Source organism: Psychrobacter sp. UBA6291 (assembly GCF_002439405.1).
GTDB classification, from domain to species: Bacteria; Pseudomonadota; Gammaproteobacteria; order Pseudomonadales; family Moraxellaceae; genus Psychrobacter; species Psychrobacter faecalis.
The window spans coordinates 1-24,079 of the sequence record NZ_DJUD01000080.1 but is presented as its reverse complement, the minus strand read 5'-3'; the positions used below and the strand labels follow the sequence as shown (position 1 = coordinate 24,079).

At 43.7% G+C, this 24,079-nt stretch carries 18 protein-coding genes; 10 read left to right on the top strand and 8 right to left on the bottom strand.

Annotated features, from left to right (window positions below; genetic code table 11):
- The first annotated feature begins 414 nt into the window (after nt 1-414).
- From B3R91_RS13285 to B3R91_RS13270, 4 genes are all read left to right on the top strand, one after another.
- A complete protein-coding gene (locus B3R91_RS13285) occupies nt 415-1,815 on the top strand; it encodes a 3-oxoacyl-ACP reductase (RefSeq protein WP_286798139.1) in 1,401 nt (466 codons plus the stop codon).
- A 334-nt stretch (nt 1,816-2,149) separates the two neighbouring features.
- Nucleotides 2,150-3,064 (top strand): MaoC family dehydratase, encoded by a 915-nt coding sequence (locus B3R91_RS13280; protein WP_286798138.1) that lies wholly within the window; start codon nt 2,150-2,152, stop codon nt 3,062-3,064.
- Nucleotides 3,065-3,112: 48 nt separating this feature from the next.
- Entirely contained in the window at nt 3,113-3,640 is a 528-nt protein-coding gene (locus B3R91_RS13275) for a beta-lactamase hydrolase domain-containing protein (RefSeq protein WP_286798136.1), read from the top strand.
- 168 nt (nt 3,641-3,808) lie between these two features.
- Nucleotides 3,809-5,227, top strand: a complete 1,419-nt coding sequence (locus tag B3R91_RS13270; RefSeq protein ID WP_286798134.1) for a serine hydrolase domain-containing protein — start codon at nt 3,809-3,811, stop codon at nt 5,225-5,227.
- Between the two features lie 132 nt (nt 5,228-5,359).
- Here B3R91_RS13270 and B3R91_RS13265 read toward each other — a convergent pair whose 3' ends face one another.
- The 3 genes from B3R91_RS13265 to B3R91_RS13255 form a co-directional block, all read right to left on the bottom strand.
- A complete protein-coding gene (locus B3R91_RS13265; RefSeq protein ID WP_144297603.1) occupies nt 5,360-6,613 on the bottom strand; it encodes a cation:proton antiporter in 1,254 nt (417 codons plus the stop codon).
- Between the two features lie 213 nt (nt 6,614-6,826).
- Nucleotides 6,827-8,737 carry a dihydroxy-acid dehydratase gene (ilvD, locus tag B3R91_RS13260; protein ID WP_286798131.1) on the bottom strand — a complete coding sequence of 637 codons (1,911 nt, stop codon included), beginning with the start codon at nt 8,735-8,737 and terminating at the stop codon, nt 6,827-6,829.
- A 179-nt stretch (nt 8,738-8,916) separates the two neighbouring features.
- Entirely contained in the window at nt 8,917-9,693 is a 777-nt protein-coding gene (locus B3R91_RS13255) for a hypothetical protein (protein ID WP_286798129.1), read from the bottom strand.
- Nucleotides 9,694-9,940: 247 nt separating this feature from the next.
- On the opposite strand from B3R91_RS13255, the gene B3R91_RS13250 reads away from it, so the two are divergent.
- The 5 genes from B3R91_RS13250 (at nt 9,941) to B3R91_RS13230 (ending at nt 17,209) form a co-directional block, all read left to right on the top strand.
- Nucleotides 9,941-10,378 (top strand): HIT family protein, encoded by a 438-nt coding sequence (locus tag B3R91_RS13250; RefSeq protein WP_144297606.1) that lies wholly within the window; start codon nt 9,941-9,943, stop codon nt 10,376-10,378.
- 298 nt (nt 10,379-10,676) lie between these two features.
- Nucleotides 10,677-12,722 carry a BCCT family transporter gene (locus B3R91_RS13245; protein ID WP_286798126.1) on the top strand — a complete coding sequence of 682 codons (2,046 nt, stop codon included), beginning with the start codon at nt 10,677-10,679 and terminating at the stop codon, nt 12,720-12,722.
- Between the two features lie 247 nt (nt 12,723-12,969).
- Nucleotides 12,970-15,009 (top strand): BCCT family transporter, encoded by a 2,040-nt coding sequence (locus B3R91_RS13240; RefSeq protein WP_286798124.1) that lies wholly within the window; start codon nt 12,970-12,972, stop codon nt 15,007-15,009.
- Nucleotides 15,010-15,119: 110 nt separating this feature from the next.
- Nucleotides 15,120-16,157, top strand: a complete 1,038-nt coding sequence (gene dusB, locus B3R91_RS13235) for a tRNA dihydrouridine synthase DusB (RefSeq protein ID WP_191691848.1) — start codon at nt 15,120-15,122, stop codon at nt 16,155-16,157.
- Between the two features lie 164 nt (nt 16,158-16,321).
- Nucleotides 16,322-17,209, top strand: a complete 888-nt coding sequence (locus B3R91_RS13230) for an SDR family NAD(P)-dependent oxidoreductase (RefSeq protein ID WP_286798121.1) — start codon at nt 16,322-16,324, stop codon at nt 17,207-17,209.
- 345 nt (nt 17,210-17,554) lie between these two features.
- Here the strand turns inward: B3R91_RS13230 and B3R91_RS13225 are convergent, their stop codons facing one another.
- The 4 genes from B3R91_RS13225 to B3R91_RS13210 all read right to left on the bottom strand — a co-directional run bounded on the left by B3R91_RS13225 (nt 17,555) and on the right by B3R91_RS13210 (nt 21,838).
- Nucleotides 17,555-19,282, bottom strand: a complete 1,728-nt coding sequence (locus B3R91_RS13225; protein ID WP_198333423.1) for a hypothetical protein — start codon at nt 19,280-19,282, stop codon at nt 17,555-17,557.
- Between the two features lie 330 nt (nt 19,283-19,612).
- The gene (locus tag B3R91_RS13220) at nt 19,613-20,077 is read right to left on the bottom strand and encodes a hypothetical protein (protein ID WP_286798118.1); all 465 of its coding nucleotides are present in this window, start codon (nt 20,075-20,077) and stop codon (nt 19,613-19,615) included.
- Between the two features lie 177 nt (nt 20,078-20,254).
- Nucleotides 20,255-20,785: an inorganic diphosphatase gene (locus B3R91_RS13215; RefSeq protein ID WP_286798116.1), complete on the bottom strand. Its 531-nt coding sequence runs from the start codon at nt 20,783-20,785 to the stop codon at nt 20,255-20,257.
- Nucleotides 20,786-20,980: 195 nt separating this feature from the next.
- Nucleotides 20,981-21,838 carry a lipoyl protein ligase domain-containing protein gene (locus B3R91_RS13210; protein WP_286798114.1) on the bottom strand — a complete coding sequence of 286 codons (858 nt, stop codon included), beginning with the start codon at nt 21,836-21,838 and terminating at the stop codon, nt 20,981-20,983.
- A 392-nt stretch (nt 21,839-22,230) separates the two neighbouring features.
- Between B3R91_RS13210 and B3R91_RS13205 the strand changes: the two genes are divergently transcribed.
- On the top strand, nt 22,231-23,733 hold the full coding sequence (locus B3R91_RS13205) for a coniferyl aldehyde dehydrogenase (RefSeq protein ID WP_193030609.1): 1,503 nt from the start codon (nt 22,231-22,233) through the stop codon (nt 23,731-23,733).
- A gap of 150 nt (nt 23,734-23,883) precedes the next feature.
- Here the strand turns inward: B3R91_RS13205 and B3R91_RS13200 are convergent.
- The coding region (locus B3R91_RS13200) for a transposase (protein ID WP_286798112.1) at nt 23,884-24,079 on the bottom strand (196 nt) is incomplete at its 5' end.

The window sequence follows — 24,079 nt, the reverse complement described above, 5'->3', positions numbered from 1 at the left end:
AGAGAAAAACATAGTACACGGCAGAGAAGGTTAGCATAAGGCGCTTTTTACGCGCTTACTGTATCTCTTTAGCAAACGATGTGACGCTAATTTTAAGCTCATGCCTTCAATGCTAATTATCAAACGCTACTGATTATACTGGTTAGTATTGACGAATAACATTGCATAACGGCGCTTTTGATAATATATTGTTATCTATAAATGCATTTGCCATAACTTATACGTTATATTTTAACATAAGTGGGGTGTTTTTAAGGCGAGAAAAAGTTGCTATCTTGTATACTGGCTTGTCTACAGATTATGATAGACAGGCGCAGCTTTTGGACTTGTTTTGCATGGAAGTGTATAGTTACAGCAGTTTTTAACCTGTTTACTCATATTAATAATTTTTTTCATCAATTATAGGATTATATTATGTCAGACCGTTATGGTGATTTTGTGCAGTCTTCTATTGGCCGAAAAGTGGCAAAAAATCTAGGCTTGCCGATGCCAGTCGAGTTGGATCGTTTTGATAGTGGACAGCCGTCAGTACGTGGTAGTGTATTGGTTGGCCGTGCTGATGGCGACAATACTGCCATCAGCGAATCAGTTGCCCGTATTTTGTCAGATTTGCATGCTGATGTATTTGTTAATAGCCGTGATGCGGTAAAAGACGCACTGGCTGATGCAGGCGTGAAAGCCAAAGCCAATACCGGCGGCGATGACAAGTTTAAAGTTTTATTGTTTGATGCCAGCAATATCAGTAATGCTGATGAGCTCAAACAAGTGTATGAGTTCTTTCATGCAGTAGCGCGCCGCGTCGAAAAATCAGGTCGTGTTATCGTTATCGGTCGTCCACCAGAAGATTTGAGCGATATTGAAGCGGCATTGGCACAGCGCTCGCTTGAAGGTTTTGTGAAATCTGTTGGTAAAGAGTTTAAGCGCGGTATCACCGCCCAGCTTATCTACGTGGCAGAAGGCGCTGAAAAGAACCTAGACTCAACGTTACGCTTCTTTGCCTCAGCGCGCTCAGCTTATGTGTCAGGACAAGTGGTACGTGTGACCAATGGCGCCAACGTTGATGTCGATTGGACGCAGCCTTTAGGCGGTAAAACTATGCTGGTCACTGGCGCAAGTCGCGGTATCGGTGAAGCCATCGCTCGTGTGTTGGCACGCGAAGGCGCTCATGTTATCTGTCTTGATGTACCGCAGCAGCAAGCGGACTTACAAAAAGTCGCCAGCGAAATCAGTGGTTCAGTATTAACCGTCGATATCACCAGTGAAGATGCGGGCAAAGAAATCGCAGAAGCGGCGCAAAAGCGTGGCGGTTTAGATGCCGTTATTCATAATGCTGGCGTGACCCGTGACAAGACACTGGCAAAAATGGATGAGAAAAAGTGGGACATGGTTATCAACATCAACTTGGGCAGTATTGCCAAGCTAAACCGCTACTTGCTAGATAATGATGTACTAAAAGACCATGCACGTATCGTCTGCGTTTCATCTATCTCAGGTATCGCTGGTAATCTAGGTCAAAGTAACTATGCTACTTCTAAAGCGGGCGTCATCGGTTTGGTAAATGCGACTGCTAAGCAATTAGACGACGGTTCTAAAGGCATGACTATCAACGCTGTAGCGCCAGGGTTTATCGAAACGCAAATGACAGAAGCCATTCCGTTTGCCATTCGTGAAGCCGGTCGCCGTATGAACTCAATGAGCCAAGGCGGTTTACCAATCGATGTGGCTGAAACCATTGCATGGCTTGCGTCGCCAGCTTCTGGTGGTCTAAATGGCAATATCGTACGTGTTTGTGGTCAAAGCTTGTTGGGTGCATAGCTTGTTGGATGCATAGCCAGTAAAATAGAGGCAGAATACTGCTCGATAAATGACTAAAAGATATCGAGCAAGCCTGTATTAAGTAGGTAAAATGGACAAGATTGTTAAATTGACCTCACATATGCTTACGAAAAATTGCTGATAAATTGTAATAAAGCTGCCCGAGGGTGGCTTTTTTATGATAAAAACAGGTATGAATAAAAGCATGTGCCAGTAAATGAACCAGTAAACCAACCAGTAAACAAATAAGCCGACAAACGAATGCTTCACTGTTTACAAGTAGCCAGATAATTTGCTCCAGCCTCAGTTAGCTCAACCCCATTTAGGATTTATTATGTCAGACAAACATTATGATGCGTTGCCAAAAGCGCATACCACCTACGCCAATATCGTCAAGAGTCTATTACCTATCGGTAATAACGACAAGGTAAGCCGCGATCAGTTACCACAAGCGACCTATTATGTAGACAATTTACACATCGACCAAAATAATCTTGACGATTATCGTAAGATTTGTGGTTTCGCCGACAATGGCAAAATACCGATTACCTATTTTTCTGTTTTATCACAGACGTTACAAATGAATATGATGGTCAAAGAGCCATTTCCCTTTGCTATGCTAGGTTTGGTGCATGTGGATAATAGCGTGACGCAGTATCGTCCTATCGGTGAGCGTGAAACGGTAGCGATGGCGGTGAAGTTTGATAATCTACGCGACCATGCGCAAGGCCAGCAGTTTGATTTTGTCACCACCGTTAAGTCAGACGACGAGGTAATTTGGGAAGGCACTTCTACTTATTTGTCACGTGGAAAAAAATCAGGTAGCAAAGATAAAAAAAGCACGCCGCGTCCAGTGACCGTTAAGCCTTTGGTGAATGAAGAAGGCGTGCACAGTATCTTTGAAGTACCAGAAGATATCGGCCGTCGTTATGCGTTTGTTTCAGGGGATTTTAACCTCATCCATCTCCATCCATTATCGGCACGCGCATTTGGTTTTCCAAAAGCCATCGCCCACGGCATGTGGTCAAAAGCTAAATGTCTAGCGCTGGTGGATGAGCTACCAGATGCTTGCACGGTCAATGTATCATTTAAGCTGCCTATCTTTTTGCCAGCTGAAGTAGAGCTGATCGCTGAGCCGATAGCGCAGTTAAAGAGCCCAACCGATACTTGCGAATTTGGCTTGTTTAGCGCTAAAAATGACAAGCCGCATCTTGCTGGTGTGATTAAACTGCAAAGCGAAAATCAATAGATTGCGCCATATTTTTAACCTTTATATTTTATTAACCAATTATTCATTATGACTTTACATGACAATGCAACAAGCGTAGCTGCGCCCGATAACTCAGCTACCATAGATGAAGCTACTGCTAAAGATAACGGTATCGATTTGGAAAATATGTTTGAGCCGTATTTTCGCCCTGATGACAACACCATCGTGTGCGGCGCCCTCGACGACGAAAAGGTCGCTACTTTAGCGGCGGCTGGCGTTGAGTTGGTGCTTAACTTGCAGCCAGATGATGAGCTAAATTTCGATGAGCGCGCGGCGGTAGAGCGCGCTGGTATGTATTACGAGCAGCTGCCTATCAGCGGGGCTAACGATTTAAAACAGTTAAATATATTGGCGTTTGATAACATCTTGCGTCAGTACCATGGCAAAAAAACCGTCTTGCACTGTGGTTCTGGTAATCGCGCTGGTGCAGCGGTAGCATTGCGTGCGGGCTGGTTACGTGGACGCAAAATGGATACGGCAATGGAGCGCGGGCGCAGTCATGGTTTGACGAAGCTAGAAGAAGAGGTTCATAATCGTTTATTGGTTCCACGCTAGACTCATGGCATACTAACCATGTATGGCAAACTGTACACGCTACATATGAGCGATATACAACAAAAAGGCGACCAATAGGTTGCCTTTTTTATGAGCAAATTTCGTGATTAATTAGCTAATGAATTTTTTGACTATAAAAAATGTTTTTATAAATAAAGCGAGTGAAGAATGAAAAATAATAATGAGAAAGCTAATAATCAAAATGTCAATACGTCTACTAATCCTATTATTCAACAAAAATTACAACAATTGCTAACAGATTTACAGCTTGATGACGCACCAGCGGGCGGGGCTTTAGTTGTTTATCAAGCGGGGCAATGTATTGCTCAAGCCAGTGTCGGGCTAGCGCGCGCAGATTTATCATGGAGCCCCGATACCCTATCGCTGAATTTTTCAACAGGGAAAGGGGTGTTGGCGACATTGGTGCATGTGTTGGTCTCCGAGCATATGCTTGATTATGACCGAGCGATTGCGGATTATTGGCCTGCTTTTGCCGCGCAAGGAAAAGGGCAGATTACTTTGCGTAGCGTCATGTCGCATCAGGGCAATTTATTCTCGATTCAAAGTATCGATGTCGATAACGACACAGTGCTCGATTGGCAGCTCATGCTAGAAAAGGTTGCTGCTATGCCAGTAACGGCGCCTGAAGACAGCGCCTTATATGAGAGCGCTTATAGCGCCTTGGTTTATGGCTGGGTACTGGGCGGCGTGATAGAAGCCGTTACCCATATGTCATTAGCTAACGCATTGCGTCACTATTTGACTGAGCCGCTAGGAATTGCAGACAGCTGTTATTTTGGGGTGCCAGACGATAAAGTAGATGAAGTGGCTCATTTGGTTAAATATTTCCAAACAGACGAATACGCAGCCCAGCAAATAAGCAATCAGGAGCTGTCGCAAGCGCGACCTCGCCGCAGCAAACCCGTGTTAAGAGCGGATTCTGAAAATACTTTGCGTATTTATTCAAGCCTACCAAGCTATACTTGTTGGCAAAAAAGAGCGCTAACCAATCAAGCAAGCGAAAATGAAAGCGCAATGGCAGATGAGCTGCCTAATTTGGATACAGCAAAAATTAACCGTTTATACTTCAATAACAGCCAGCTTAATCTAAAAAACTATAAATCGGCTCTTGTGTTGGCTAATAAACAACCTATCGATTATTACGATAAACGGACGCTACAAGCCATCATTCCCGCTGCCAACGGCGTGGCATCAGCGCAAGCATTAGCAACTATTTATGCCATGCTAGCCAATGGCGGTACATGGCAGGGGCAGACATTAATTGACGACGCAACATTTAAGCAGCTTTCAACCCCGCAAACCACTGGCATGGACGCGGTAATGCCGGCGAAAATGAACTGGCGCTTGGGCTATCATCGCAGGTTTAGCATTTGTCAAAGTGAAGCTTCTAATATGAGCGCGCAAGGTTTTGGGCACATGGGTTATAACGGTTCGGTTGCGTGGTGTGATCCTGCGCGGCAATTGTCGTTTACCTTTATCCATAATTTTGATGTAACAATGCTCAATGATGTCCGCCAGTTTGCGCTGACGGAAGCGGTATTAGATTTGATTGACGCTGGAATCTAGTAGACGTGACTCTTGAACTTACCTCAATATTCTTGTTGCCAGTATAAAAAACAGAAGTATAGATGTTTAAAGAATAAGTAGTAACACTATAACTAGCAAAAGTATTGAGGTAGGCTCCGAAATTATCTATGGCTATCCATGGCGGGGCTTATTAGGCGTGAGCTTAAGCAACCTTGGGGAAATCAAACCATGGATAAAGATAGACGCCAAAATGACAATTGAGCAGACTATCCAAAGTTTAACAGCGTCTACTTCATCAAAGAAGCCTTGATTGAGGGCGTAAGACAGATAATATAAGGTGCCAATACCGCGTATACCGAGCGCAGAAATGGCATACTTTTCAGTATAGGGCAGCTTTAATCCTGATAGAGCAATCAATCCGCCAATCGGTCGAATCAATAATAAAAAGGTAAAGCTGACGATATAGACGCGCCATGTCAGCTCAACGCCAGCTTGCAGTCCTTGACCTAAAAACATGCCAAAAACCACAAGAACTAAGGACATCAGTAAGCCTTCTGACTGCTCAGCAAAATCGTGCAGCTTTTGGTGATAACTGTGTTCACGCTCCGAGCGCCGAAAAGCAAAGGCGGCGACAAATACTGCAATAAACCCATAGCTGTGCACATATTCTGCCAAACCATAGGCCAGCAAGGTGAGAGCTATGACGACATAGCCTTGAGAGATGGTGGTATTGTGGCTGTATTTTGAAAAGACCAATTTTGCTAGTAATTTACCAACCACAATCCCGACCACCAAACCTGCGCCAATTTTCCACAGCACATCAGTCGTAAACCATTGCCACAGCATTTCACCTGTGAACTGCTGCCCGCCGCTATAAGCTTCCGCGACCTTAATCGCCAGATAGACAAACGGGAACGCTAAGCCATCATTTAACCCTGCCTCTGAGGTCAAGGTAAAGCGCGGTGTATCCTCGCCGCCAGTATTGGGCGGTCCGACTTGGATGCTAGAGGCGAGCACAGGGTCGGTCGGAGCCAGTACGGCACCGAGCAAGATGGCCGCGCCTAATGTCAAACCAAAAGCATAATAGCCCAATGCTGCCATTACAAAAATACCAATCGGCATGGTGATAAGTAGTAAGCGCACAGTCGGGCGCCATAAGTGCCACGACAGCTCAGTATCTATCTTGATACCTGCACCAACCAGCGAAACCAATACCACGATTTCGGTCAGTTTTTCGATAATTAAACCGTTATCCATCGGATTTAAAAAAGATAAACTGGTCCACCAATAGCCCATGAGTAAACCAAAGCTTACTTGCAGCATGGGCAGCGAGATGGGCGTACGTTTAAAAAGAATAGGAAACAGTGCCCCGAATAAAAAGGCAATACCGCAGACCAATAAGAATAAATTATAGTTTTCAATCATAAGTTTGGTGCACGCTATTTTTTGGTTTTAAAAAGATAAAGTTACAAGAGGTTTAATTGCTATTAATAATGACGGTAAAACCCTTTTAATACCGCAAAAAAACGTTATCAGAACGGCGGTAGCGTTGTTTTTTGGTGAAAAAAAAGCCTGCATGGTGCAGGCTTTGGGTAATTCTATAAGGTTAGTGATAAATCATTGCGTTTACAGGTTTATTTAACGCTCAACTTGGCTCACATCACGGACGGCACCGGTATCGGCACTGGTAGTCATAGCTGCATAAGCACGCAGCGCAGGCGAGACGTGACGCTCACGGCTTACAGGCTTCCATGCGTTACGTCCACGCGCTTCCATCTCTTCGCGGCGCGCAGCAAGCTCGGCATCGCTGACTTGCATATTGATGGTACGGTTCGGGATATCAATGTGAATGGTATCACCTTCTTGTACTAAACCAATCGCGCCGCATTCAGCTGCTTCTGGGCTGGCATGACCAATGGATAAGCCTGAAGTACCACCAGAGAAACGACCGTCAGTTAACAGCGCACACTCTTTGCCCAAGCCTTTAGACTTTAGGTAAGTCGTTGGATACAGCATTTCTTGCATACCAGGCCCACCTTTTGGCCCTTCATAGCGAATGATGACCACATCGCCGGCGACAATTTGGTCATCAAGCACGGCGGCTACGGCAGCGTCTTGTGATTCAAAGATACGCGCGCGCCCTGTGAAGACTAAGATGCTTTCATCGACGCCTGCGGTTTTAACCACGCAGCCGCGCTCAGCAATATTGCCGTATAGTACTGCTAAGCCGCCATCGGTTGAATAGGCATGCTGAGCACTACGAATACAGCCCGACTCACGATTGACGTCAAGGTTTGGCCACTCTTTTGATTGCGAGAAGGCCTGCGTGGTACGGACGCCACCAGGAGCGGCAATATAGCGCGCACGTGCCTCAGTATTATCAGGATTCATGATATCCCATTTATCGATAGCATCTCTCATGCTTGCGCTATGAATGGTTGGGATATCGGTAGTCAGTAAACTGGCACGGTCAAGCTCGGCAAGTAACGCCATCACACCACCAGCACGGTGGACATCTTCCATATGATATTTTTGTGAGGCGGGAGCGACTTTCGATAGACAAGGGACACTACGACTTAGACGGTCAATATCATGCATTTTAAAATCAACTTCCGCTTCATTGGCGGCGGCAAGTAGATGCAAGATAGTATTGGTCGAGCCACCCATCGCAATATCTAAGCTCATCGCATTTTCAAAAGCGGCTTTGGTAGCGATAGAGCGCGGTAATACCGAATCATCATCTTGCTCATAACGGCGCTTGGCCAATGATACAATCGTGCGACCCGCTTCTAAAAACAACTCGCGGCGTAACGAATGCGTGGCCAATAGCGAGCCATTACCCGGCAATGATAAGCCTAATGCTTCGGTCAAGCAGTTCATTGAGTTGGCGGTAAACATTCCAGAGCATGAGCCACAAGTTGGGCAAGCCGAGCTTTCAATCGCTAAGACATCTTCATCGCTGATATTATCGTCGGCGGCGTCCATCATGGCATCGACCAAATCAAGCTTACGAATGGCATTGCCTTTACTGTCAGTGGTATGGACGTCGCTACCGCCATCATTATTATGGCTATGAGCGACAGTACTAGCGATGACCTTGCCCGCTTCCATCGGGCCGCCAGAGACGAAAACAACAGGGATATTGAGGCGCATGGCTGCCATCAGCATACCAGGGGTGATTTTATCGCAGTTAGAAATACAGACTAGGGCGTCGGCGCAGTGGGCGTTGACCATATACTCAACCGAGTCCGCAATCAAATCACGGCTTGGTAATGAATACAACATGCCACTATGACCCATGGCAATACCGTCATCGACCGCAATGGTATTAAACTCTTTTGCCACGCCGCCCGCTTTTTCAATCTCACGCGCCACCAGTTGCCCCAAGTCTTTTAGATGCACGTGACCGGGGACAAACTGGGTAAAGGAGTTGGCAATGGCGATAATTGGTTTGCCAAAGTCGCCATCCGTCATACCCGTCGCACGCCATAGGGCACGAGCACCTGCCATATTACGACCGCCAGTAGAAGTTTTCGAGCGATAATCCATGTGATATTCCTTACAAATAAGCGAGATTTATAAACGTCTGCAGCATCCGCTGTCATACGGATAGTGTGCTTTTTATGCCATGTGAGTACTAGTGAATAATACTAAGGCGTTACCATACCATTAGATATGGATAACTGAAAATCATTAACCAATAATCATAAAGACTTGAGGGTCAATATTTAAACGAGGCGCTCTAAAATAGCGCTCTCAAACCAAGGCAAATCGGCTTTATCGGTTTCAAGTTTGGCGATGACGACTAAGGCGTGAGGCGCTGGCAAGAATTGATAGTCAGGACTGGCAGCAATAGTCAGTAGCTGTTTATCGTTTTCGGCTTGCTCATCAATACTGATAAGTGTTTGCTTAGTATTTTTATAAAGCACATCAATACGACCAAAAAACTGCCACTCTTTAAAAGCAGCAGTAAGCGCATCGGCTTCGTCTTTAGTATAAATTTGCTGGGTGTCTTTACCAGTATTGGTCCAATGCAGGCGTACGGCCAATTGCAGCGCTTCGCTAAACACCACCAATGAGCCAATCACTTTGACATGCCAAGGGCTGGTGATCAGCGCCTTATCAATACCGATAAGTTTCGCCGCCTCGTTAGCTGTCATGGGGGTATTAAACTGGGCAAGTAGAGCAGGTGTTAATGGATAAGTCTGTTTAATGCTGTCATCTAAACTGTCGTAATGATACAAAAAGGGCAGTGGCATACCCTGCGTCATGATTTTTTTGCTGATTTTACAATTATGGATGCGCCAACTGATCGTTTTATCAGTCAATGCTTCAGCTAAAATAATGGCGTTTGGCTCAATGCTTGACAAGGTTGACGGTGCGCTATCTTCAAGCGTTTCATTAACCGCAGTATGATTTCTCATAGTGTCATAAGCGTGGTCGCTATGAGCGTCAGTAGTGTTTGATGATTGGGGTAATTGGGTTGGCAAGGCAGTCAAATCCATAAACCTGAGGTGATTAAAATAGAGGATTAATATAACATTTAAAGCGCACGGCTCGCCAATAAATTAATCGTATCACTTATAGAATTGTTGGTAGCAAAACTCAGTAAAATTGAAAGTGGCTAGTGAATGTATCAGCCACTTGTACTCAATCCAAATTTCGTCCACTATATTTGCTAAGCTATTTACCCTTTAGTACTGATAACCACGTAATGATAAATAATTAATGACCACCAATTAAGGAATAAAAATGAGTCAAGATAATCAAACCAAATATGATGATAATAATATCTTTGCCAAAATGTTAAACGGTGATATTCCTTATCATAAAGTGTTCGAGGATGACAAAACCCTGGCCTTTATGGATATCATGCCGCAAGCAAAGGGTCATGTACTGGTGATTCCTAAGCAAAAAGCCGTTGATTTGGCCGATCTTGAGCCAGAATACGCCGCAGCGGTGTTAATGACGTCCAAAAAAGTCATACAAGCGCAGCGCCAAGTATTCGAGCGTGAGGGTATTATTCAAATGCAGTTAAATGGCGCGCAAGCAGGGCAAACCGTCTTTCATTATCATGTCCATCTGATTCCATCTAGCATCCACGAGCTAGGCCGCCATGCGGTCACGCAAGCAGATCAAGGTGAGCTTGCGGAAATGGCCAAGCAGTTAGCCGAGGCTATTGATGCTTAATATCTTAAATTAACTATTAATAATACAACCATTAAAAAAAAGGCAGCTAACAAGTTGCCTTTTTTATTGCTGAGTAATAGTCATGTAACAAACGTTAAAATAGTGTTACGAGTTCGGCACTTGCCTAGGGTTTTTGCAGAGAGTGTGATAAAAATTATATTTGCTTTATAAGCGGTTTGATAAGAGCCGAACCATCTACTGCCTTTATTCGTACAAATTCATAAAGTAGGCAGTGCTACCTTTTCTTGTTGTATTTAGCTTTCTTATTGATTGTTATTTTTTGAGGACATCACTTTTTATGAGTAAATTACCTCGCTCCACTATTTTGTTACCCGTCTTTGTGCCCGCCGCCACCATTATGTTGTTATTGGTGATTGGTACAGCCATTAATCCTGAGGCAGCTGGTGAGTTGTTTAGTAAGGTATTGGCATTTACCACCGATACGTTCGGCTGGTTTTATATGTTGGCAGTTGCCATATTCTTGATGTTTATTATCGCCTTAGCATTTTCACCGTATGGCAGTATTAAGTTGGGCCCTGACCATGCCGAGGCTGAGTATAAGTTCCTTGAATGGTTTGCCATGCTATTTTCAGCTGGGTATGGCATTGCCTTGTTGTTTTATGGTGTCGCCGAGCCAGTATTACATTTTGCCAGTCCACCACTCTCTACGCCGCAGACTATTGCGGCGGCAAAAGAGGCGATGCAAATTGCTTATTTCCACTGGGGTTTTCATATTTGGGCGATTTATGGTGTGGTTGGCTTGTCACTAGCGTACTTCTCGTTTCGGCATGGTCTGCCATTGTCCGTGCGCTCAACGCTCTATCCACTAATCGGTGACAAAATCCATGGCCCCATTGGGCATACCGTCGATGTGTTTGCGATCGTCGGTACTATGTTCGGTATCGCCACCAGTTTGGGATTGTCAGTCGCGCAAATTAATGCAGGTTTAAATTATCTGTTGCCAAATACGGTGCCAGTCAGTACCACGGTGCAAGTGATTATCATTGCCTTGGTGACGGCGGCGGCACTCGTTTCTGTACTAGCAGGTATGGACAAAGGGGTAAAGCGCCTATCTATCTTAAATATGGTGCTCGCCACTGCTTTGATGCTATTTGTGTTTATTGTTGGGCCTTCAGTATTTATTCTAAATGCCTTTATGGAAAACACGGGCAGCTATCTAGGCAATATTGTCGAGCGTACCTTTAGTTTACAAGCCTATCAATCGAGCGATTGGATCGGTAGCTGGACGCTGTTTATTTTTGCATGGACCATTGCTTGGGCGCCTTTTGTTGGGCTATTTATCGCCAAGATTAGTCGTGGACGTACCATTCGTGAGTTTGTTCTTGGTGTAATGCTGGTGCCAACGTTGTTTACCTTTTTCTGGTTCTCGGTATTCGGTGATACTGCGCTACACATGATTATGGTCGATGGTTATGAGGCACTGATTAGCGAGGTACAAAACAACCAAGCCATTGCGTTATTTAAGCTTTTAGAGCAACTACCATTTACTCAGATTGTCTCGTCATTGACCGTGCTATTGATTATCACCTTTTTTGTGACTTCGTCAGATTCAGGCTCATTGGTGATTGACTCGCTCGCGGCGGGTGGACGTAGCGATACGCCTTGGTGGCAGCGTACGTTTTGGGTTGTCACTGAGGGTGCTGTCGCGGCGGTGCTACTTATCGCAGGTGGTTTGAGTGCATTACAAACTGCCGCTATCGTCAGTGCCTTGCCGTTTGCAGTGATTATTTTGATCTCGACCTTTGGTATGTGGCGAGCGCTGCGTATCGAAGGCCATCGTAACGAGAGTTTGGCCAACGACAATCATTTACCGCCACATTTATTGAAACTAGACGCTTGGCGTGACCGTATTGATTATATGACCAATCAGCCAACGCGCGATAAAGTGCTGGGTTATATTAAAGGTACAGTGCTATCGTCGATGCAAGAGGTGGCAGAGAAATTTGCCGAAACCGGCTGGTTACCTGAGGTCAATTATGATGAGATTAATAATCGCGCCGTACTAGAACTAAGACGCGGGGATAATGTGGAATTCTGGTACGAAGTGCGCTTGTCAGAGCACGAGGTGCCTGATTATTATACCGAAGACATGGCCAATGAATTACCACAAGAGCATCATCACCGTGCCGAAGTCTATCTGCGCCGCGGTGGTCAGACCTATGATTTATATGGCTATCAGTCTGAATCGGTGATTAATGATATTATCGATCAATTTGAAAAGTATCTACACTTTGTCAATGTTTCGCCAAATATCTTGCCATGGCGTATGCAGCAACATGATGATGACATCACGCTGGAGCAAGGCAGTGTGTTTGATAAGTAAATGTGTATTCGTGTGATAAAAAAGGCAGCTAAGCAGCTGTCTTTTTTCGTTAAATAGCGATGTTTTTCAATATTAATAGACAAAGCAATATTAATAAAAAAGCAATGTTAATGAATAAAGCAATATTTTTTATCATTATTAGGTAATGTAACTATTGGCTCAGTGATTTAAAATTTATTTGAATAACTGGGCGTTATATAACAATATTAGACGCATACCCAAATTTAAGATTTTTTGAGAATTTTTTATGAGTAAACCTCGCTCTACTATTTTGATGCCAGTATTTATACCGACGGCCATTGTCATGTTATTGCTGGTAGTGGGGACATCGGTCAACCCACAGCTGGCGAGTGGTTTGTTTGTCCAAGTACTAGAGTTTACCACCGAGACATTCGGCTGGTTTTATATGCTAGCAACCGCGCTGTTTTTGATGTTTGTGGTAGTGCTCGCATTTTCGCCTTATGGCAGTATCAAACTAGGGCCTGACCATGGTGAGGCACAGTACAATTTTATTGAATGGTTTGCGATGTTGTTTTCGGCAGGGTACGGGATTGCTTTGCTATTTTATGGGGTAGCGGAGCCAGTGACGCATTTTGCCTCGCCGCCGCTATCAGAGCCACAAACTATAGCTGCGGCAAAAGAAGCCATGCAGATTGCTTACTTCCATTGGGGTTTCCATATTTGGGCAATTAATGGCGTCGTGGCCTTGACGCTAGCGTATTTTGCTTTTCGTCACGGTTTGCCACTATCCATGCGCTCGACGCTGTATCCCATCATCGGTGAAAAAATACATGGACCTATTGGTCATGCGGTTGATGTGTTCGCCATTTTAGGTACTTTATTTGGTTTGGCCACCAGTCTTGGCATTTCAGTGTCGCAAATAAATACGGGACTCCATTACCTATTACCAAGCATTCCAGTCAATACAACCGTGCAAGTAATCGCCATTGTCTTGATTACGGGGTTGGCCTTGATATCAGTGCTTGCAGGTATGGATAAAGGAGTCAAACGCTTATCTATCTTAAACATGATACTGGCAACGGCGCTGATGCTGTTTGTATTTGCGGTAGGGCCGACGATATTTATTCTCAACGCCTTTATGGAAAACACGGGTAGTTATCTAGGTAATATTGTCGAGCGTACCTTTAGTCTGCAGGCGTATCAGCAAGGCGATTGGATTACCAGTTGGACGCTATTTATTTTTGCGTGGACGATTTCTTGGTCGCCTTTCGTCGGTATTTTTATTGCCAAAATTAGTCGTGGTCGTACCATTCGCGAGTTTATCGTTGGCGTGATGCTAGTACCTACCATCTTTACTTTCTTTTGGTTTGCGGTGTTTGGTGATACAGCACTAAATATGATTATGATTCAAGGCTATGAATCGCTGATTACTGAAGTGCAAAATAACCAAGCGATTGCTTTATTTAAGCTACTCGAAAATCTACCGTTTACCCAAGTGGTGTCAGCACTTGCTGTAGTACTTATCATTACCTTTTTTATCACCTCATCCGATTCAGGTTCATTGGTGATTGACTCGCTCGCAGCGGGCGGTCGTAGCGATACGCCGGCATGGCAGCGTACGTTTTGGGTATTGATACTTGGCGTTGTTGCCTCTGCGCTGCTCTTAGCAGGTGGCCTGCAAGCGCTGCAAACAGCGGCAATTGTTAGCGCCTTGCCCTTTACGATTATTATTTTGATTGCGATGTTTGGCATGTGGCGAGCGCTGCGTATCGAAGGTCATCGCAATCAAAGCCTGGCCAGTGACAATCACCTGCCGCCACATCTGTTGAAACTAGATGCTTGGCGTGACCGCATTGACTATATGACCCAGCAACCAACGCGCGATAAAGTTTTGGGTTATATTAAAGGAACGGTTTTATCGTCGATGCATGAGGTTGCCGAAAAGTTTGCCGAAACGGGTTGGTTGCCTGAGGTGAATTTTGATGAAGTCAATGACCGCGTGGTATTTGAGCTCAGGGGCGGCGATAACGTCGAGTTTTGGTACGAAGTGCGTTTATCAGAGCATGAAGTGCCAGATTATTATACGGAAGAGATGGCGAGTAAACTGCCACAAGAACATCATTATCGCGCGGAAGTGTATCTACGCCGCGGCGGTCAAACTTATGATTTGTATGGTTATCAACCAGAATCGGTGATTAACGATATCATTGATCAATTCGAAAAATATTTACACTTCATCAATGTTTCGCCCGATATCTTACCGTGGCGAATGCAAGCTCACGATGATGATATTACCTTGGAGCAGGGCAGTGTATTTGATAAATAATCGTCTTGCCACTAACGAGCGCTGAATAAATGATTTGTTGAATAACTTGCAATATGCGCACGAACCCTTAGAATAACGGCTTGTTTACACTACGAATCAAGCCGTTTTTTATGCTTATAAATAATATAGAGTCCGATCAAGCATCAGCAGAAGCTAATAATGATCATCCCTTATTACAACCATTGGTCATTGGTGGCTTGACGATTGAAAACCGTCTGATGGTCGCCCCGATGGCTGGCGTGACCGACAATCCGTTTCGTAGACTGTGCAAATCCTTTGGCGCGGGTCACGCGGTGAGTGAAATGATTATCGCTGATACCGCGCTTTATGCGCGCAAAAAATCGCTCTATCGTGCCAATTTTGATAATGAGATTGCACCGATTTCGGCACAAATTGCCGGCGCAGAACCGGATAAACTGGCAGAAGCGGCGCGCTATCAGATTGATAATGGCGCGCAGATTATTGATATCAACATGGGCTGTCCTGCCAAAAAAGTGTGCCGTAAGTTGGCAGGATCTGCGCTCTTACAAGACGAAGATTTGGTCGCGCGCTTACTGGATGCGGCGGTAGGAGCCGTTGATGCGCCTGTGACTTTAAAAACGCGTTTGGGGTTTGAAAATGGCCGCGAAAATATTTTGCGCGTGGCCAAGCGAGCAGAGCAGGCGGGTATTGCTGCGATTGCCATTCATGGTCGAACGCGTGAGGATATGTATACTGGGGAAGCGCGTTATGAGCTGATTCGCGAAGTCAAAGAAAGCATTAATATTCCTGTGATTGCTAATGGCGATATTGATAGTGCCCAAAAAGCGCAGCGTGTCTATGAGCTGACAGGATGTGATGCGGTAATGATTGGACGCGCCGCGCAAGGGCAGCCGTGGATATTTCGCGATATCGAACATTTCTTGCGGACTGGCGCACGCCTTGACGCGCCAAGTGTCAGCGAGATAAAAGAGATTGTCCTAGCGCATTTACAGGAGCTATATGGGTTTTATGGCGAATACTCAGGTTGCCGTATTGCTCGCAAGCATATTGCGTGGTATACCACCGGCATTCCCAATTCCAACGCCTTTCGCCAAGCTATGTATGGCGAGGAGAGCACCGCTGGACAGTTTCGCGTGGTCGAAGACTTTTTACATACTCATCAATAGGTAGTGAAAGTCAACTGCCGAGCATAAATTGTTCAACAATTCAGTAAATAAAAGTATCCGACGAGTTAAAATGTTTTTATTGCTGATTTATTCCCTTTATTCTATATTTCTTTGCTATGATTTAGACAAATATTAACGAAAGTCTAATTTTAAAAGGATTTTTTATGGCTAACCCTTCAAAAAAAGCAATCAGAAAAGCGGTTAAAGACAAAAACGTGATTATCACAGGAGCATCCAGCGGTATCGGCGAGCGTACAGCCTATCTGCTCAGTGAATGCGGCGCGCATGTTATCTTGTTGGCGCGTACCGAAGACAAATTAAAGGCTGTTAAAGACAGTATCGAGGAGTTTGGTGGTAAGGCTACTTATTACCCTTGTGATCTGACCAATATGGATGATATAGAAAAAGTTAGCGCGCAAATTTTGGCAGATTTCGGTCATGTAGACGTCTTGGTCAATAACGCGGGTCGCTCAATTCGTCGCTCGGTGCACGAGTCTATAGATCGTTTCCATGATTTTGAGCGTACCATGGATATCAATTACTTTGGCGCCGTTAAAATAGTGCTTGGATTTTTGCCGACCATGATCGAACGCCAAACTGGACAAATCGTTAACATCTCATCGATTGGCGTATTGGCGAACAGTCCGCGATTTGCCGCTTATGTTGCATCAAAATCAGCACTTGATGCTTTTAGCCGTTGCCTAGCTGCCGAAGTCAAAGGTGACAATATTACAATCACTAATATATTTATGCCCCTAGTTCGTACACCGATGATTGAGCCTACTAAGTTATACCGCTACATGCCTGCGCTGATGCCTGATGAAGCGGCGATGATGGTCGCCAAAGCGATTGTCCATAAACCAAACAGTATTGCCAGTAACATGGGCAAATTTGCGTCGGCGACTTATTCATTAGCACCAGCCATTAACGTTGGTATTCAATCGATGGGTTACCGTATTTTCCCAAGCACCCGTGCTGGATTGACTAGCAATAAAAAACCAAACCTTGCTCAGCGTGCCTTTGCTAGAATTTTACCGGGTGAGCATCACTAAGATAACATGTCTGATGAATTTAAAAAAAGAGATGCTACGGTATCTCTTTTTTAATGTCTTGAAGTTATTCGTAATTTATATGAATTGGTAGGCGGCGAGGTTTATTTACCATAACGCCCGTTATGGGAGCAACAATGGTTCCCTAGTGAGGACTCGAATCTTTGGCTTCAGGCTAATGGTATCAACGTCTTAAAACACTGGAATAGTCACAATGTACTTCATGGTGTACAGAAGAGACTTTCCCAAACTCTGTGTAACTGCTTATAATCCACTAACAGGAGAATAAGCAGTTACACTATGAGATGGTCTCAGAAAAGGCTACTAGAGGCTCTTACATACTATTGTTTACCATAGTTGATTAGCTTCGAAAATATTTTGGTTTACTGTTTGCGCTATATAGTCAATATCGAATTTACGCTTGTCTTCAGGTAGACGAAGTACTCTCGGCAGACGAGTGACGCCTAGTTCTCCATCTGCTAGGGCATAATGTCTGTACTCTTTGTTTATAATTTCATCACATTCAAATTCAATATATACCATGCCTCTTTTTTGATTCTTGGCCATGCGGACGATTGATATAAAAACCTCTTTCTTAAGATTCAGCTTTTCTTTATTGATTTCCTCTAGTGTATATCTAGGTTTTCTCCCTAACGCAACTTTTTTCCAAAAGCTTCCTTTCTCTTTAATTTCATAGTAATTATCAAGCTCACTTTCTAGCTGTTCAGCTTCTTTTATAAACTCTTTGGCATCCTGTAGTTCTTGTTGGAGTTTGTGAAGTGGGTCTCCCATAGCTTCTGAACGCTCTTCGATACTTAACTCTTGAGAAAAAATAAAGTCATGCGATTTCTTGAGTAGAACTCTTAAAGCCATTAATTTAGCTAGTAGAATATCGCTACTAGGAGAATGCATGACTAAAGGCTGTAATCTGAAATCATGCATACTTTCTATCATTTCTTGAATTAATTTATCTAAATGGTAAATGAGGTAGTCTTGATCCTCTCTACTATTAAGGATATTTTGAATTCTAGGTAGTTTCTGAAGTATTAACACAGAAGCTTGTTTTTCATAAGTGATCATACGCTCTTTTATAATGACTTCTGTAGTGCCCCCCACTTGCTCTAACCGTTCTTTTAGTAAGGGTTTTAAATAACTCTTTTCTAGGCTACGAATTTCATTGATAAAGTCTAGAAGCGTATCAGGTGCTCCTAGGTCAAGGGTATAAAATCGACTCATCCATAGTGAGCAATCAGATAGGTATTTTAAATCACTCATATTATATTTTTTGATAACAATATGGGTCAGATAAATATATTCATTAACTCCATTACCACTACTATCTTCGTGAAGGAATCGTCGAAAAGAGTAGGGATTTTTACCCACCTCATCTGTACTTCCAATCACAAACCAATATTTCAAACCTTCTACGACAAAAAAATTCCTACCTTCACCTTCATCTCTAATGAAAGCAGGTATATAAGTAAATTTCTGGAAATCTGTGTCTGATGAATCCCACTTTCGAAAGTCTTGGTCTTGTACTTTCTGCTTAATAAAAACCTCTTTTAAATATGCTTTGACCATATCGGAGTCAAGTTTACGAAGACCAGGAGAGATTTTGAGTTCAACGGTATCTATCCAATATGCTAGATCATATAAGAAAGCTATTTTTATTCTATTACGATTTTTTTGTTCGTAGAGTAATCCTCTTGTATTTAAATTATCTAAATAACCAAAAATCGCTTCAATTTCATCAGCAAGCTGTACAGCATCATAGTACTGAGAACGTGAATTAATGATTTTGAACATATCATCTGCTACAGATAATAAACCGTTATGAGTACTTTGAATATCTCCTACAGTCTCTTGTAGAGTGGCAGGGCGACGATGTTTCAATCTACCGTTGGCATCAAGAGAAATACCTCGAGGTTTTAATATCTTTAAATACAGGCTGTTTTGGCTCTCGCTATCTAAGTCAGGGAGGATGCTATAAATAACCTCTCGCCAATTAGGAGTTAGACTAGGGTCTATTGATTTCAATTTATAAAGTTGATACTCAGAAAGATCACTTATATTCACGAATACTCCACCCCTAATAAAATTCATCTTATAAAAGTCAAAAACAGGTTAACTAAAAAGCTTTAATAGGATGAATTGCGACAATATTCCAAAAAATGCAAAGTATAATAGTGCACTCAAAACAAAGGTACAGTTGTAAACTAGTAACGGAAAAGCAAACTTAAGTTAATATGATAACAACACGCAAGCTGGAAAAAATAAAAATATAGACCAAGCTATCTATAGCCTAGTTCTATATCGTATACCCTAGCGGAACCAGCAATTTCACCCTTAAAACCTATTAACAGACCACTTAAAACAGACTGCTATAATGGAACCGCTTATAATAGACTAGCCAAAAATTCGCCACATTATCCAAAACAATCCTGCCATAACGATAGCAATGACCAATAGCCGCTTTGCCCAATAAGGGATGAGCGGTTTTTTATAGCCCAAATCATTAAGCTGGCTGTCAACGCCGTCTTGTAGACTTTGGAAGCCTTGCTCAGAGGGCGTGCTTTTGACTTTACTTCTAATCAATTGCTCAGGCTCTTCTTGCACTTGTTCTCTATCAAAGCTAAAAGCTTGGCTTGGGATACCTTGTTTATTGGCGATAGTCGTGAGAGTTTGCTGCTGCTTGTTCTTTAGCGCAAGCTCGTAAGCATCTATGCGAGATTTAGCGGCATCCATACTGATATTTTCATCAGCGGACAAGGTTTTAATTGCCTGCACCAAATTGCCTTTTTCGACCATCATCATCACAGCTTTTGGCAGTTTTTTATTGGCGGGCGTTGAGCCTGAATCAGAGTCGAACATGACAGTCCTTATTTGGGTGAGATACTAGGTAGGTGAGGGTATTATAACCATTTTATCCCCGCAAAATTCAAGCAAAAAAATACCGCAACCATTATCATGTCTGCGGTATTTTCATAGCGCTTAGCGAATTTTAATAAAAAATTGCCATAAACGCTTGTTTAAATTATCTAGGATAATTTATAGGTCTTTCCAGCGTTGGATAGACTCTTTGATGACTTCTTTAGCTTCTGCAACGTCACCCCAAGATTCGACCACCGTTGTACCGGCTTTTTTAAGGTCTTTATAGTGGCTAAAATGGAATTGTAATTGGTTGATCAGCTGCTTTGGTAAGTCTTCTAGGCTGTTGTAAGCATTGCCTGTATCACGGTCGTCAGCAGGTACGACGACGATTTTGTCATCGACTTCGCCATCATCAACGAATTTCATCACGCCGATAACTTTCGCTTTTAAGAAAATGCCAGTAGGCAAAGGCTGTTCTGTGATGATAAGCGCATCTAACTCATCGCCATCTTCATCAAGGGTTTGCGGGATAAAACCGTAGTTACAAGGTTTGGCGAAAATCTGTGGGTCAACACGGTCAAGCTCAAATACCCCCAATTCGCGGTTCCACTCAATTTTATGGCTGCTACCAGTTGGGATTTCTACGACCACATTAATGATGCCACCATCGACGTCGCCTGCGTCCAAAATTTTATTAAAATCTGCCATAAATTGCTCCAAGGTGCTTTTGTTGTGAATGCTTCAATGATAAAGGGTTAGATGTTGGCGCGCTAAGGTTTTTGCTGCGCCCAATTTGTGCGCCTGCGATTATAACAAGTTTGACTCAAATTTTCTCACAATGCTTAAGTCTAAGCGTGCACGATATTATGCAAAAAAGGATTATGCAAAAACAGTAATTAAAAACTATTTAGGAGCGAGGGCACGTAATTGGATATGTCCAGCATGACGCTTGGCAATATTAGAGATAAGTTTTTGCGTCACTTGTTCATAGCTTAAACAGTTGGTCATTGCTGGCATAGATTGCTCTGCTGCCTGCGCTGCCAGTTGTTTATCCTGCGCTTGCTTATCCATGGCGGCAAAGTCAGCCAGTCGTAACATTTGCATGCCCGCATAGCCGCAAGGGTTAATGGCATTAAAGGCCGATAAATCACAATCTAAATTAATCGCGACCCCATGATAACTAAAACCATGCTTGATTTTAAAGCCAAGTGAAGCGATTTTACCCAGCATAATGGCGTCATCAATCGGAAGCTCAGTGACTGGTTGAGCCTTGTCATTGCTGGCAGTATTCAGATGGCTATATAAATAAACCCCGGGCGCATCGCGGCGGGCATGGGCGCTGATAAGACTGCTATTAGACGCGTGGCTTTTTAGGCAGTCATTGACCACATCTTCAATCGCTTGCTCGGCGTGCGATACCATGTTGCGCACACTCCAGCCCAGACTGTCCAGATCAAACAACCAATAGATAACCAACTGTCCATGCCCGTGCCATGTCACCTGACCTCCGCGGTCGGTCTTGATAATCGGCGTATTGGTACGTTGCAAGATATGCTCTTCTTTACCGGCTTGTCCAAGCGTATAGACATCATTGTGATCGACAATCCAAAGCTCGTCAGGCGTGCGTAGACCTTGCTCTTTTTTGAGCGCGATACGTGCTAACGTACGCGATAGCATAGCATCAAGGGTAGGGACGTAATCAGCAGCTGAGAGTGATTTGCTGACCAGCATATCATTGAGTGGTTGCGCGGTATTTTGCATGAGAGTGATTGTCTTATGGTTTTGTTATTAAAAAAGGGGCTTCTTATTGATATTTAGTGTAGCAGTTTTAGCTTTTGTGCCCAAATCTAAATTTTGCTGTTTAATGTATGAATTAATTGTCCGAGCTGCGTTAAAAATACGGTTAAATTGCGGCAATATAACCCTTGCCTGACACGTATTTCATACAAACCCAGTAGTCAATCAAAGGTGCTGTTCATTGATTGGACAATGCGCTACATTAAACGGCATTGAATAAAATACTGTTTAGCAGCATTGAATGGAATCTCAGGCGCTTTTCGTACTTTAGAGACTGCTTATTTTAACGACCATAGATTCAGAGTCCTAAATCGATAATAGCGTACTGACTCTAACGCTCATAACAAGGAAGACAAATGACTGATAGTAATCAAAATACACCCTCTCAAAATGAGCCTACGCCAACCAATCAAACTCAAAAACCAAATCATGCTCATAATGCAGATGAGTCTCTTAGTATCATTAAAACGGTCGCTGATATGCAAGCGCAATTTGCGCGCTTACAAAAGCTGAGCCGCACGCAGCCTATCAATGATTGGACCACGCGTGAAAATCAACTCGATAATTTAGAGGTGATGCTAAGCGACAACCAAGCGCTACTTGCCAAAGCGATTAGTGCCGATTTTGGCTATCGCAGTGAGTCCGAAACACAGTTTGCTGAGCTATTTCCAAGCTTTACCGGTATTAGCCATGCAAAAAAGAATGGTAAAAAATGGATGAAGCCGCAGCGGGTATCGATTTCAGCGCTTTATATGCCAGCTCATAATGAGATTCAGCCGCAGCCGCTTGGCGTGGTCGGTATTATGGTGCCTTGGAATTACCCGCTATTTTTAGCAGTCGGACCGATGATTGATGCGCTGGTAGCGGGCAATCGCATTATGATTAAGATGAGCGAGGCGGCACCGCAATTTGCTCAAACCTTTGCTGAGACTATTTCGCGTTATTTTTCACCGGATATGGTTTCTGTGGTGATTGGCGAAGTTGAGATTGCCGAAGCCTTTAGTAAACTGCCTTTTGACCATTTATTGTATACCGGCTCGACTGCGGTCGGCAAAAAAGTCATGGCGGCGGCGGCACCGAACTTAACGCCAGTCACCCTTGAGCTGGGTGGTAAGTCGCCGGTTGTCGTTTTAGAAGGTGCTAATTTAGAAAACGCTGTTAATCGCGTGATGATGGGTAAAACGCTTAATGCGGGTCAAACCTGTATTGCGCCTGATTATGTATTGGTTCAACGTCAATATCATGAGGAGTTTACCCGTCTGGCAAAAGAGTGGATGGAAAAGCATTATCCCAATATTGCAGACAATCCTGATTACTCGCACATCATCAACGGCGAGCAGTTTAAACGCGTCAAAGGCTATCTCGATGATCTAGAAGATGACCATATCCATCAGTTGACGGATGCAGATGCTGATCACGACAGCCGCCTGATGCCGCCAGTGATTGTCAAAGAGCCTGCGCCTGATAGTGAGCTGATGCAAAACGAGATTTTTGCGCCGATTTTGCCCTTGATGCACTATGACACTCTCGATGATGCTATTGATTTTATCAATGAGCGTCCACGCCCGTTGGCACTTTATGTCTTTGGTGACAACAGCAGCGAGATAGATCAGGTGCGTAACAATACGGTGTCAGGCGGTCTGTGTATCAATGAAGTCATTATGCATGTGGCGCAGCATGACTTGCCGTTCGGCGGGGTTGGGCACTCAGGTACGGGCGCTTATCACGGCAAAGCGGGTTTTGAGCGTCTTAGTCATATGAAGCCGGTATTCATACAATCGAAGCTCAATGGTCTTAATATTTTATTGCCGCCGTATGGTGGTGTATTTAAAAAAGCCATGGCACTGTTTTTAAAATAACAATACGCTCTAAATAAGTAGCGTTATAAAAAATAGCATCTACTCAGGTAGGTGCTATTTTTTATCTAAAAGTTAATCCATTACCTTCAGAACATTCAAAATAAGTAACCCCAGTTCGGGATAAGCCACATTGTAACTCATTCATACTATTTACAATGTTGCTACCTGCCTCTGCTGAGGCATGTTTTTGATGGTGGGTTTATAGGGAAACCAGCAATAAGCAATCAAACCTGACAGCAAGTTTGTAATAAAACCCGTGACACTACGATGGCGTGAGTGTTCGATTTGGCACAAGTTTTTAAGCTCTCCAAACACCGTTTCAACCAAAGAGCGATGATTGAGTAGT